We start from the raw sequence: 13,034 nt of genomic DNA, 5'->3' as shown, positions 1-13,034 counted from the left end.
ACAGCAACAAAATATTAGGCTCGCCTCGCAGGCGGGCCTTTTTTGTATTCGTCAGTCAAGATTCGACGTTTAACATGAGGGGATAATAAAAATACGCTTGGACTTTTTACCTTGTAGGTCAAAGAGCTAAGCCATTGAAACGTGAAATCATCGATCAAAAGAAGGTGAGCAATGAAAGTTCAGCTTATTCCATCGCTATGTGCTCTCAGCGGATTGTTAATCGCCTCCATCGCATCAGCGCAGGTTGCTTATACATGGGTAGATAAAAATGGCGTGGTTCATTTTAGTGATACGCCAAACCAAGGTGCAAAAGCCATCGCGCTGCCAAACCTTGAAGCCAGCGCACCCGCTCCTAAGGTAGAAAGCACGGAATCACTCGCCCCTCAGACCAAGCCATCGAAAGAGCCACAAGACAAGCCGGAAAAGAAAACCGATAAACCTCTCCCATTAAAGCTCTCGATGCTGACTCCTCAACATAACGAAACCATCCGCAGCAACCGAGGCATCATCAATATTCAACTGGAAACCAATCGCAAGCTTGGTATCGGCGAACAGTTGCAACTGCTGCTCGACGGAAAACCTTATGGTGCGCCACAAAGCCATATGATGTGGCAGTTAAACAATATTGACCGAGGCACCCACACACTGGCCGTGCACGCGAAAAGAAGCGGCAAGCTTATTGCATCTACTAGCCCTATAACGGTGCATTTACATAGAGCAAGTGTTAAGCCGACCGTAAAAGGGGCAAAATAGAATATCTGGTGAAAAAAATAGCATCACTGCGGTGCTTTTCACTTTTTCTTCTGAGATTTATTCGCCATACTTAACGTTCAATTGCACCATTATTGTGCAACGCACAATCTTAAAGCAAAACAAGGACGTAATGTGGATACCAGTCTTCCTAGTGCCATTCTCAACAACATGGTGACAGCAACGCTGATTCTTGATGATGGATTGGCTATCCGTTATGCCAATCCGGCTGCCGAGTTGCTGTTTTCTCAAAGCGCGAAACGTATTGTTGAACAATCGCTTTCTCAATTGATTCAACATGCGTCGCTGGATCTCGCGCTGCTCACTCAACCATTGCAAAGTGGCCAAAGCATCACCGACAGTGACGTCACTTTCGTTGTTGATGGCCGCCCCTTAATGCTAGAGGTGACAGTTAGCCCAATCACTTGGCAAAAGCAGTTGATGCTTCTGGTTGAGATGCGCAAAATTGATCAGCAGCGCCGACTCTCTCAAGAACTGAACCAGCACGCCCAACAACAAGCGGCGAAACTGTTAGTCCGAGGGCTTGCACATGAGATCAAAAACCCGCTAGGTGGATTACGTGGTGCAGCGCAATTGTTAGAAAAAATGCTGCCAGATCCCTCTCTCACCGAGTATACGCACATCATTATTGAGCAAGCCGACCGTTTAAGAGCGCTTGTTGATCGATTACTCGGGCCACAAAAGCCAGGTAAGAAGACACAAGAAAACTTGCATCAAATTCTGGAAAAGGTCCGCCAGTTGGTTGAACTAGAATCGCAACGTTCAATCGTGATTGAACGCGATTACGACCCGAGCTTGCCAGAAATTTTGATGGATGCGGACCAAATCGAACAGGCGATGCTTAATATCGTCAGTAATGCAGCGCAAATTCTTAGCCATCAAGAACACGGTAAAATCACCATTCGCACCAGAACGGTGCATCAAGCTAATATTCACGGTAAACGCTGTAAACTCGCTGCGCGTGTCGAAATCACAGACAACGGCCCAGGCATTCCACCGGAATTACAAGACACGCTGTTCTATCCCATGGTCAGTGGCCGCGAGGGAGGAACTGGCTTAGGGCTGTCTATTTCACAAAATTTGATCGACCAGCACAATGGAAAAATAGACGTAGAAAGCTGGCCTGGTCACACAACATTTACTATTTATTTGCCGATCTGATTGCGCTAATGGACTTCAAGTCGCATCAGTTTTTCGGTTTGCTGCAAGGATTACTACATGAGTAAAGGATATGTTTGGGTCGTTGATGACGACAGTTCCATTCGCTGGGTGATGGAGAAAACGCTCTCCTCTGCCAACATAAAATGCGAAACCTATGCCGATGGGGAAAGCGTTTTGATGGCGCTCGAACGCGAAGTACCAGATGTGCTGGTATCAGACATTCGCATGCCGGGCATTGATGGATTAGAGCTGCTAAAACAAGTACAGCGCGATTACCCAGACCTTCCCGTGATTATCATGACCGCCCACTCAGATTTGGATGCGGCAGTGAATGCGTACCAAAAAGGTGCCTTTGAATACTTACCAAAACCTTTTGATATCGATGAAACCTTAACGTTAGTTGAGCGAGCGATTGCACACAGTCACGAAAATAAACGTGAGCAACTCTCTCCAGAAGACATTCCCGCGGAAACGCCAGAAATCATCGGTGAAGCGCCAGCCATGCAAGAAGTATTTCGCGCCATTGGTCGTCTTTCTCGCTCCTCAATTTCAGTATTGATTAACGGTGAATCGGGCACGGGTAAAGAGCTCGTTGCTCATGCGTTGCACCGCCATAGTCCTCGCGCCAACAAACCTTTTATTGCACTCAATATGGCGGCGATTCCCAAAGATCTGATTGAGTCAGAGTTGTTTGGTCATGAAAAAGGGGCATTTACCGGGGCGAACAATGTTCGTCAGGGTCGATTCGAACAAGCCAATGGCGGCACCCTATTTTTAGACGAAATCGGCGACATGCCGTTAGATATTCAAACCCGTTTGCTGCGTGTTCTGGCCGACGGACAGTTTTATCGAGTGGGCGGTCACTCCCCAATCAGCGTCGACGTAAGGATTGTCGCGGCAACACACCAGAATTTAGAAAAGCTGGTGCATGAAGGCGATTTCCGTGAAGATTTATTCCATCGCTTGAACGTGATTCGAGTGCAGATTCCGGCATTGCGTGAACGTAAGCAGGACATCGAAAAACTTACGCAGCATTTTCTTATCCGAGCGGCTGATGAGCTGGGGGTCGAAACCAAAACTCTGCATCCGTCGACCGTTGAAATTCTTAACCGCCTTGATTGGCCGGGCAACGTGCGTCAATTAGAGAATATTTGCCGTTGGTTAACCGTCATGGCCAGTGGTAGCGAGGTATTGCCAAACGACTTACCAAGCGAACTGCTCGAAGAGAAAAAATCCATTTTGGACTCTGAACATGGCAGCTGGCAAGAACAATTGGCGGATTGGGCACGTCAATCACTCGCGGCAGGAGATAAAGAACTGCTTTCTTATGCTTTACCAGAATTTGAGCGCATTTTATTAGAGGCCGCTTTGGAGCACACTAAAGGTCACAAGCAAGATGCCGCTAAAGTATTAGGCTGGGGGCGAAACACGCTTACCAGAAAATTAAAAGAATTGTACTGACAATCACTTACGTGGTGCGTTAACAACGAGAGTCGTTTGTCACTCGATATTAACAAAAATATCAGTACAATTGTGGCGCACCACCATCTATGTGATTAGGCAATGTCTACTGCTACGACTCAAATTACACTGCGTACCGCTGTTCTCATTCCATTTGTCATGATCTTCTTACTGGCGATCGGTGTCATTGTCTACGTCCAAAAACAAAGCTACGAAGAAGTGGTCACAGATATCAGCGACAAACAACTTTCCGTGTTAACCGAAAGTGTCCACGACCACCTTAATAGCTATCTGCGCAAGCCGTTTACTGCGGTTATGGCTCTCGCGCATAACGTCAGCTATCACAACCTTTATCACCCTCACGACACCTCAGATATTCAAAGCTACCTGCTGAGTGCATTCAAAAACCTTTACCAATCGATACCGCAGTTGGATGTCATCGCATTTGGTTCAGAAAGCGGTGACTTTGCCGGGTTCCGCCGCGAGCTTTCCGACGATTACACCTTAATGGTTCAAGATCGATATACCGATGGTGATCTGATTATTTATGGCACCAACCATGTGAGTAATAGCATTCGAACGGTTATCTCTCCATACGACCCTCGCACTCGTCCATGGTATACGCCCGTCGCAGAGACTCAAACCTCTATGTGGTCTGAGATTTATACGAATGCCGATGAACGCCAGGATATTACGCTGTCAGCCATGACACCGGTGTATAAACACGACCAATTTGCTGGCGTTTTGGTGACAGACATTCGCATCAACACATTTAACGAATTTCTACGTGAGTTAAAATACAACACCAAAGCTTCGGTCTACATCATGGACCCAGAGCATCGTTTAATCGCTCACTCAGGCCCGGGAAGCGTCATCTCATGGGGTACAAAGTTTTCTGATAAAGGGCAGCGTTTGTTTGCGGCTGAAAACGCAGATCCGATCATCAAAATCAGTGCGAGCCGCGTTCGGTCGTTTGATCTCAACAATACTAAACAACCTTACACCTTTTCATTTGAGCATGACGGCCAACGTATTTTCAGCCGACTAACCCCATACCGAGATCAAAACGGTTTAACATGGTTTATTGGCACCTCTATATCTGAATCCGAGTTGCTGGGTACATTGCCGAAAAGCCAACAAAAGAGTTGGCTGGTCGGGTTTATCGTCAGCTTATTTGGTATCGCCATCAGTTGGATCATTTTCAACCGAGTCACCAGACCGATTAACGCGACTGCCGACGCCGCCCAACACCTTGCGAATGGCGATTGGGACAGCAGTATGCCAAAACCTGGTTATGTGTATGAGACAACGGTACTTGTGCATGCCTTTAATGAGATGACGAGTAACCTCAGAGCCTCATTTAAAGCGTTGCGTGAACAGTTGGTTTATGACTCTCTGACACGCTTATACAGTCGTCAGGGCTTGGTCGAAATCTGTGAGAACCAATCTCACCTGTGCCACGGCAGTTTATTTTTACTTGGTATCAACAAATTTAGAGATATCAACGACAGTGTGGGTCATCATAACGGTGATCAACTGTTGGTCAGCATCGCAGAAAGGCTAAAACAAGAGTTTAGTGATAACGCGTTACTGGCTCGGATTGGTGGTGATGAGTTCGCAGTGTTTCTCTCAAACGACGATACTGAAGCCCAAGTTAAACAAACCGAGCGTCGATTACAGCAACTCTTTTCCACCCCATTTATGGTGGAAGGTGAGAATGTAGTGATGAAGATTTCACTTGGCATTGTGCAAACCCAACCAAATGAAACCATGCCGCTGTGGCTTCGCAACGCCAGCATCGCATTAAGCTACGCCAAGCAAGACTCACTGACCGGTGTCTGTCATTACAGCCCTGAACTGGCAAGCGCTTCAAAGTTCCGCACCCAAATGCTGACTAAGATTCAAACTGGCATCGAAAACCAAGAATTTGTCCCTCATTATCAACCTATTGTGGATCTCGCTAGTGGTAATGTGTGTGGCGCAGAAGCGCTGGCGCGCTGGCACAGTGACTCAGGAATGGTGTCACCATTAGATTTTATTCCAATCGCAGAAGAAAGCGGCATGATCAAAGCCATTGGCCAACAAATTCTGTTACAAGCTTGCCGCGATACATACCAAGCCATTCAAAGTAATCAGTGGCCATCAGACTTCCAACTGCATGTGAACATCTCCGTTAATCAACTGTCCTGCCCTGATTTTGTCGATACAGTGACCAACGTATTGGATATCACAAAATTACCCGCCAGTAACCTAACACTGGAGATCACCGAGTCGCGCATTATTGATAGCGCACCAACCACACTGGAAAATATGACCAAACTGCGTGATATGGGGATTGGTATCGCGATCGATGATTTCGGTACCGGTTACTCATCACTGGGTTATCTTCACTCACTGCCATTTACTTGTTTGAAGATTGATCGCACCTTCATCAATCAACTCACGCAAGAAAACTTAGACAGTTCGGTCGTTGCTGCGGTCATCAATATCACCGCGGGCCTCAAAACCAATGTCGTCGCAGAAGGCGTAGAGGATAGCAATCAAGCACAATTACTGCGCTCTTTAGGCTGCAACCAAGTGCAAGGCTTCTATTACAGTCGTCCAATGCCGCTAGAAGAGTGGCCAACACATTTGGTTAACATGAAGTAGAAAAGAGCGAGAATCGTTGATTTCCTAGTCATCCTCTACTGACAATCTACCTAACTGTTATTTATACTTAACTGCAAATCTTACCCATGTATTGTCACAGATGATGTTTGGGCCCTGTTCCAGTTCATAACTATCCGGATCGACATAATGATAACGAAGAACCTTCCTCTTACTGATTTGCACCGCCACCTCGACGGTAACATTCGTACTAAAACGATTCTTGAGCTTGGCCAAAAATTTGGTATTGCTCTGCCAGCGTACGATATTGAGTCCCTAACTCCTCACGTTCAAATTGTCGAAGCGGAACCCTCTCTTGTTGCTTTCCTTTCTAAGCTCGACTGGGGTGTTGCGGTACTGGGCGACCTAGATGCATGTCGTCGTGTGGCGTACGAAAACGTAGAAGACGCACTAAACGCTCAAATCGATTACGCTGAACTGCGTTTCTCACCATACTACATGGCAATGAAACACAAGTTACCAGTAGCGGGTGTTGTTGAAGCAGTCGTGGACGGTGTGCAAGCGGGTATGCGCGATTTTGGCGTGAAAGCCAACCTGATCGGCATCATGAGTCGCACATTTGGCACCGACGCATGCCAACAAGAACTGGACGGCATTCTGAGCCAAAAAGATCACATCGTTGCCGTCGACTTGGCGGGTGACGAACTGGGCCAACCGGGCGATCGCTTTGTGTCTCACTTCAAACAAGTACGCGACGCTGGCCTTGGGGTAACGGTTCATGCTGGTGAAGCAGCAGGTGCAGAGAGCATGTGGCAAGCAATCAATGAGCTGGGCGCAACTCGTATCGGTCACGGCGTAAAAGCGATCCACGATCCAAAACTGATGGATTACCTAGCAGAAAACCGCATTGGTATTGAGTCTTGCCTAACATCAAACTACCAAACAAGCACGGTAGAAACGTTAGAAAACCACCCTCTCAAACAGTTCCTAGAGCATGGCGTTCTTGCGTGTCTGAACACTGACGATCCAGCGGTAGAAGGCATCGAACTGCCATACGAATACGAAGTAGCGGCACCAGCAGCTGGTCTGAGCCAAGACCAGATTCGCCAAGCACAAATCAATGGCCTTGAGATTGCGTTCCTTTCAGAAGCAGAAAAAGCGGAACTGAAAGCAAAAGTAAAAGATCGCGCTTAAATCCAGCGAAAACATAAAAAAATGCCAGCATCTGCTGGCATTTTTTATATCTTGAATCGGCGTCTATGATTAGATAACACGAGAGAATTGTTGCTGACGCGCCTTCGCTCGCAGGTACTTATCGAAGCTCATACAAATATTACGAATCAGCAAACGACCTCGCAGCGTCACACGAATTTCATTGTTATCCACTTCCACCAGCTCATCGTTGATGAAGGTCTGAAGTAGCTGCAAGTCTTCTTTAAAGTACTGATCAAACTTCACTTTAAACTCAGACTCGATCGCTTTCTTGTCTAGTTTAAAATTACAAATCAGCTGCTTGATCACTTCGCGACGGAGCAAATCATCAGAGTCCAGCGAGACCCCTTTCCACAGTGCGTGACGAAGTTCGTTGACTTGAGCGTAGTATTTCTTCAGCTCTTTCTGGTTTTGCGCGTACGCATCGCCAATCATCGAAATTGCAGAGACCCCAAAGCCAACCAAGTCACATTCACCTTGTGTGGTGTAGCCTTGGAAGTTGCGATGCAAAATACCTTCGCGCTGGGCAACGGCAAGCTCATCGTCCGGCAAAGCAAAGTGATCCATGCCGATAAATTGATAGCCAGCGCCAGTCAGTGTCGCGATGGTATCTTGCAGAATCGCCATCTTCTCTTCTGCTTTAGGCAGATCTTCGTCTTTAATCTTACGCTGCGCTGCAAATAGCTGTGGCATGTGCGCGTAGTTAAACACGGATAGACGGCCCGGCTGCATTTCCAGTACTTGTTCTAACGTCTTGGCAAAAGAGGCTTTGGTTTGCTTTGGCAAGCCGTAGATCAGATCTAGGTTTGTCGAACGGAAACCCAACTCTTTTGCGCGCGCAACCATCGCAAAGATGAACTCTTCATCTTGCTCACGGTTCACCAGTTTTTGCACTTCTTTGTTGAAGTCCTGAACACCGATGCTCAAGCGGTTAAAGCCTTCGCTACGCAGGTGATCCAGCATGGTGATCTGAATTTCACGCGGGTCAACTTCGATACTGATTTCAGCATCACTGCTAAAGGTAAACTCTTGGCGCAACAGGCTCATTACGCGTGTAATTTGCTTTTCAGAAAGGAACGTTGGCGTACCACCACCAAAGTGCAATTGCGTGACCGTTCTGCCCACCAATAAGGCTGCACGTTGACGAATCTCATGCTCAAGCACATCGAGGTATTCGTCCGCTTTGTGCGAGTGGCGCGTAATGACTTTATTACAACCACAGTAGTAACAAAGCTTGTGACAGAACGGAATGTGCACGTACAGCGATAATGGGCGGTCTGGGTACTGAGTGCATGCCATATCATAATCAGAAATGGTGAACGCTTCATGGAACTCCAGCGCCGTTGGGTACGACGTGTAGCGAGGACCGGAATAGTTGTACTTATCCAATACCGCTTGATCCCAGACGATTTGCTGCTTCGATTCAGTGTGTTGATTCGACATGGTGGTACTTTCCGTTAAATGCTAGGGCAACGAAAACCGTCACCCGATATTCAGAGCCGCTATTTTGCCATACGACGATGACAAGCGTGGCAACGCCGACTGGCTTTTTAATTATAAAACTAAAGAAGTGCTAGCGTGATCACGATACCCCCAGCAGTCATAAGGAAACCATTGGGGATAACTATTAAATCATCTGAATATTGATTTGATTATTCAGTGGCTGGACGTTTTTCTGCAACACTTTGAGCTCCTCAATGATCGCATCAGTGAGGCGGCTTTCCGCTTTATGACGCGTCAAGTTCTGTTGCATACGCTCTTTCTTGGCAAGTTGTTGGCGTTCTTCACCACGCGCCATATCTTTCACGATATGGTAAAGCTCAGAAATTGCAGGGTACGTTTTATCAAAATCGACACGGTCTTCACCTTGTACATAATCCATGATGTTATACACACGAATACTGATTTCAGATAAATCGCATTGGCCTTGAATACCCGCCTGACACAAGGTATGCACATTCTCAAAAATGTTGGCGTTACGTTTATCTATCGCCAATTTTTGATGCTTTAGCTGCAATTCCTTTTGCTTTTTCAATTGAAGCAGAAGGTAACCTGCATAAGAAGCAAGTGCGATGATAATCACAACACCAGCAATAGCTAATAAGGTTACATTCATAGCTTAATTATCCTTTGTAGTCGTCGAAGTTAATGTCGTCGAAATCTGCCAGCAAGTCATCATCATTGCGCGTGCTTTTCTCAGCAGGAGCAGTGAAGTCTTCCTCTTCTTCAGGTTCCAACAAACCTAGTTGGTCCATTAGCTTCTCAATGCGGTCGAGCTTCTCATCGACGTATTTCTGTAGACCTGTGCCTAGGTTTTCACCCGCTTCAATACGGTCTAGCAACACGTTCAATTGCGCGTCATTTTCTAGCATCTCTAGTTCTTGCTCTGCCGACAAACGACGCTCTTGCTTCGTCATTTTCTTCGCAGGCTCAACAACCAGAGGAATTTTCTTTTTGCTGCCTAAACGCGGGTCGCGGTTTTGTGCAGCAGCTTGCTTTTTCTGCTCATTAACCTCTGAGTTACGGTTACCCGTTTTCAAGCCTTTGCGCTTTTTAGCACGCTTGCGTAGGCGGCCTTCCACATCAGATTCTGTACGGTTACGAGTTACAACAAACTCAGGTGCGCCAGCGGCACCTGGCTTTCTAGATTTTTTACTACGGCTCATTACTGGGGTTTCCTCAGTAAAATTACATCATTACCAATAAATTCGAGTTCGAGCTTATCCCGCTCTGCTAGGAACTGGAACGTGTCACGACTAAAGAACACTACATGAGTGAGATCGTTCTTATAATGCCATGATTTGAAAGCCTCCACGTCGATGACCATTTTCGTCATCAGGCCTATCCAGCCCCCTGGCTTAACTAAATTCAACCATTGCTTCCACACCAAATCTGGGTGGTAGAGGTGCTCTATCACCTCTGTTGCTGTCATGAAGTCATACGTTTTTTCTAAAACCGACGTATCAGGGTGGTAGTAGAGGTCGTACAACGCCATGTTGTGCCCCGCCTCTTCCAGCATTAAGGAGAGCGTTGGGCCAGGACCACAACCAAAGTCGATACCATTTGATTGTGGAGAAATTCGCTCTGTGATCGGGTCAGCAATACGCGACAAAAAGCGTCGGTAACCTAAATCTTCAGGGTTGTTCTCATGCAAATCATAGTGAGCTTTTTCGGTTTCCGCATCCAAACGTTGGTCTGGATTCACAAACACCAAACAGCACTGCTCACATTGAAGATATTCACGTCGCTTATCTTCAAAATAGTGGTGAGTACGCTGATTTTGGCATAAAGGACAGGTATGCATGCTGACTTCCTCAAACAGGGATGCGAAACATACCAGAAAGTGAACTCAGATTGGAGTGTTACTGAGTATTTTTTCAGCAATTTTTGTTAAAAAACTTTGTTTACAACCCATCGAAGTAAATAAGTGCAGTAATCGTAATTCAGATTGCGACTTACCAAGGGAAAAGAATATAAAAAAAGCGACAGTCAGACTGTCGCTTTCTAAGTGCCATCAATTGGCGAAACTGTGTTGCACGCATTTGGTGCATCAATGTTCCCTTTGTTTTTCGAGCTTTCCCTGCCAAAAAGAGTTGTTTTTCATCTTCCTGATGAGTTTTGGCTATCCGTTTACTTCCTGTCTACTGAGCAACTTCCTGTGCCTGATCCGTTTCACTGTCTTAACCGTCAGACGAGATGACCATCCTTATCAGATAGGCTCCCTACCTATCTAAATCCCTTTCTAAATCACCAAGCATCCGAGCTACATCCTTGGAGACCTAAACCGTGGTCTAAAATCCTTACATTCACCTCCTGTGAACGACTTCTACTTTACGCCATCCTGCGATGCTCACAAGTAATGGGTTGAAAAAATAATCCGCATATTTTCTAAAAATATCAAAATTATCATTTAATCAAAAACTTAAAAACACTAACAAGAAAAAGCCAACATCAAGTATGGCAAATGTCTCACAAACTGCCGAGCCAACTATCGCTTTCGCATCCAAACTCGACTGTGATATCTGTCACGAACAAAAATGCCCTAGTGRATYCACTAGGGCATTTTTGTACAAGTTGCTCGAACGATGTAGGGACATCTACCCAACCACCTCAAGATGCAGGATCTTGAGCGATTTAGGTATATTAGTGCAGACCGCCAACGTATTTAGACAGCACTTCGATATCTTCGTCTGTCATTTTCTTCGCGATGTCGCGCATCATGGCATTCATATCATTACCACGGTCGCCATCACGGAATTTTTCTAGCTGAGCTTTGATGTAGTCAGCATGCTGACCAGAAATTTTCGGGAAACCTGAAAGCTCAGTACCATTGCCACGAGGACCATGACATGCAATACATGCGGTTAGGCCACGCTCGGCATCACCAGCGGTATAAAGCGTTTTGCCTTTTGCTACCACATCTTCAGGTGTTGAGTTTTCTGAAACTGGTAGCGAAGCGTAGTAAGCAGATAGGTCTGCGATATCTTCATCGCTCAGTGGCATTGCCATACCACTCATTACAGGATCGTAACGACCTTGTTTACCACCACTTGTCATGCCTAGCTTAAGTTCTTTTAACTGCTTCTCAAGATACTTAGCGTGTTGGCCTGCGAGTTTCGGGTACGTTGTTATTGCACTGTTGCCATCTGCTCCGTGACAGGCGACACAGGTTTGTGATTTTGCTTTACCAGCCTCAATATTACCTTGGGCCCATACTGAGCAACTGGCTAAAAGACTCAAAATTAGCGCTAATTTCTTCATGACATTCCATTATAATTATCAAGCTTCCAGTACCACGGAATGTGAACATACCGCGTACACTCATGGTACAATAGGCGACCTTATGCCGAGCACGGTTATTTTACACATTTTCACAAAAAAGTAATCAATCGACTACACAAAGTCGAGATGGAGTTAACAGTGAGCGTAAAAATTCATTACCAAAATACGCATTTCATCACCAGCGCACCCGATATTCGTCACCTACCGGAAGACGAAGGTGTCGAAATTGCGTTTGCAGGACGCTCAAACGCTGGTAAATCGAGTGCACTTAACCGTCTAACTAATCAAAAAAGCTTAGCCAAGACATCAAAGACACCTGGTCGTACGCAATTAATCAACCTTTTCAAAGTAGAAGAAGGTTGTCACATTGTCGATCTACCTGGATACGGTTTTGCTCAAGTACCGGTAGAGATGAAAAACAAATGGCAGAAATCTTTGGGTGAATACTTACAGAAACGCGAGTGCCTAAAAGGCTTAGTGGTTCTGATGGACATTCGTCATCCAATGAAAGATCTCGACCAGCAAATGATTTTCTGGGCCATCGACAGCCACATTCCTGTGCAAGTTTTGCTAACCAAAGCAGATAAACTAAAAAGTGGCGCACGCAAACAAACCCTGCTGAAAGTTCGTAAGCAAGTGGAAACTTTCGGTGGCGACGTTTCCGTTGATGTGTTCTCTTCCCTTAAAGGATTAGGCGTTGATCAGCTGCGCGCAAAACTGGATACCTGGTTTGCACCGGCGCTCGCACACCTGATAGAAGAAGGCGAACTGGATACCCCAGCAAGCGACGAAGAATAATTAACAATATTTGTTAAATTTTTTCGACACGGCCCTACCATTTGGTGGGGCTTTTGTTTATCTGAGCTAAATAACAGGCAATAAAAATCCCCACCTTCCTGGCAGGGATAACGGGAGAGAAAAATTGGTAATTATTGTTATGAGACGAAGCATTGCTGAACTATCGGATGATTTCAATAGCTTAAAAAGCCGCCTAACTTTAGCTTTCGCTTAATCAACTCACAGCCATAACTAATAAAGAA

11 protein-coding genes are annotated in these 13,034 nt (G+C 46.0%); 6 read left to right on the top strand and 5 right to left on the bottom strand.

What is annotated here, in order from left to right; genetic code table 11:
• Positions 1-171 precede the first annotated feature (171 nt).
• The 5 genes from R2S67_RS16690 (at position 172) to add (ending at position 7,194) form a co-directional block, all read left to right on the top strand.
• Positions 172-753 carry a DUF4124 domain-containing protein gene (locus R2S67_RS16690; protein WP_047009386.1) on the top strand — a complete coding sequence of 194 codons (582 nt, stop codon included), beginning with the start codon at positions 172-174 and terminating at the stop codon, positions 751-753.
• Between the two features lie 132 nt (positions 754-885).
• A complete protein-coding gene (glnL, locus tag R2S67_RS16685) occupies positions 886-1,932 on the top strand; it encodes a nitrogen regulation protein NR(II) (RefSeq protein ID WP_012841226.1) in 1,047 nt (348 codons plus the stop codon).
• 57 nt (positions 1,933-1,989) lie between these two features.
• Entirely contained in the window at positions 1,990-3,393 is a 1,404-nt protein-coding gene (glnG, locus tag R2S67_RS16680; RefSeq protein ID WP_046874154.1) for a nitrogen regulation protein NR(I), read from the top strand.
• A gap of 102 nt (positions 3,394-3,495) precedes the next feature.
• A complete protein-coding gene (locus R2S67_RS16675) occupies positions 3,496-6,042 on the top strand; it encodes an EAL domain-containing protein (protein ID WP_317345824.1) in 2,547 nt (848 codons plus the stop codon).
• 147 nt (positions 6,043-6,189) lie between these two features.
• Positions 6,190-7,194 carry an adenosine deaminase gene (gene add, locus R2S67_RS16670; protein ID WP_005395038.1) on the top strand — a complete coding sequence of 335 codons (1,005 nt, stop codon included), beginning with the start codon at positions 6,190-6,192 and terminating at the stop codon, positions 7,192-7,194.
• A gap of 69 nt (positions 7,195-7,263) precedes the next feature.
• Here add and hemN read toward each other — a convergent pair whose 3' ends face one another.
• The 5 genes from hemN to R2S67_RS16645 form a co-directional block, all read right to left on the bottom strand.
• Positions 7,264-8,655 (bottom strand): oxygen-independent coproporphyrinogen III oxidase, encoded by a 1,392-nt coding sequence (gene hemN / locus R2S67_RS16665; RefSeq protein WP_317345822.1) that lies wholly within the window; start codon positions 8,653-8,655, stop codon positions 7,264-7,266.
• A gap of 184 nt (positions 8,656-8,839) precedes the next feature.
• Complete coding sequence (locus R2S67_RS16660) at positions 8,840-9,328, bottom strand: DUF2489 domain-containing protein (RefSeq protein WP_005379254.1); 489 nt, start codon at positions 9,326-9,328, stop codon at positions 8,840-8,842.
• Between the two features lie 7 nt (positions 9,329-9,335).
• Entirely contained in the window at positions 9,336-9,878 is a 543-nt protein-coding gene (gene yihI / locus R2S67_RS16655) for a Der GTPase-activating protein YihI (RefSeq protein ID WP_005394455.1), read from the bottom strand.
• Complete coding sequence (locus tag R2S67_RS16650; protein ID WP_193448012.1) at positions 9,878-10,516, bottom strand: class I SAM-dependent methyltransferase; 639 nt, start codon at positions 10,514-10,516, stop codon at positions 9,878-9,880. Before R2S67_RS16650 ends, yihI begins: the two co-directional genes overlap by 1 nt.
• Before the next feature lie 839 nt (positions 10,517-11,355).
• Positions 11,356-11,973, bottom strand: a complete 618-nt coding sequence (locus tag R2S67_RS16645) for a c-type cytochrome (protein WP_005379248.1) — start codon at positions 11,971-11,973, stop codon at positions 11,356-11,358.
• A 159-nt stretch (positions 11,974-12,132) separates the two neighbouring features.
• Between R2S67_RS16645 and yihA the strand changes: the two genes are divergently transcribed.
• Complete coding sequence (yihA, locus tag R2S67_RS16640) at positions 12,133-12,792, top strand: ribosome biogenesis GTP-binding protein YihA/YsxC (protein WP_005394452.1); 660 nt, start codon at positions 12,133-12,135, stop codon at positions 12,790-12,792.
• The last annotated feature ends 242 nt before the right edge of the window (positions 12,793-13,034 follow it).

This window comes from Vibrio sp. T13N, from assembly GCF_032970445.1.
Classification (GTDB): domain Bacteria; phylum Pseudomonadota; class Gammaproteobacteria; order Enterobacterales; family Vibrionaceae; genus Vibrio; species Vibrio diabolicus.
This window is presented reverse-complemented; position numbering and strand designations above follow the sequence as displayed.

What these genes read in the sequence shown, in the direction of transcription:
- R2S67_RS16690 (WP_047009386.1), top strand. Translation starts at nt 172, where the DNA reads ATGAAAGTTCAGCTTATTCCATCGCTATGTGCTCTCAGCGGATTGTTA.
- glnG (WP_046874154.1), top strand. Translation starts at nt 1,990, where the DNA reads ATGAGTAAAGGATATGTTTGGGTCGTTGATGACGACAGTTCCATTCGC.
- R2S67_RS16675 (WP_317345824.1), top strand. Translation starts at nt 3,496, where the DNA reads ATGTCTACTGCTACGACTCAAATTACACTGCGTACCGCTGTTCTCATT.
- add (WP_005395038.1), top strand. Translation starts at nt 6,190, where the DNA reads ATGATAACGAAGAACCTTCCTCTTACTGATTTGCACCGCCACCTCGAC.
- hemN (WP_317345822.1), bottom strand. Translation starts at nt 8,655, where the DNA reads ATGTCGAATCAACACACTGAATCGAAGCAGCAAATCGTCTGGGATCAA.
- R2S67_RS16660 (WP_005379254.1), bottom strand. Translation starts at nt 9,328, where the DNA reads ATGAATGTAACCTTATTAGCTATTGCTGGTGTTGTGATTATCATCGCA.
- yihI (WP_005394455.1), bottom strand. Translation starts at nt 9,878, where the DNA reads ATGAGCCGTAGTAAAAAATCTAGAAAGCCAGGTGCCGCTGGCGCACCT.
- R2S67_RS16650 (WP_193448012.1), bottom strand. Translation starts at nt 10,516, where the DNA reads ATGCATACCTGTCCTTTATGCCAAAATCAGCGTACTCACCACTATTTT.
- R2S67_RS16645 (WP_005379248.1), bottom strand. Translation starts at nt 11,973, where the DNA reads ATGAAGAAATTAGCGCTAATTTTGAGTCTTTTAGCCAGTTGCTCAGTA.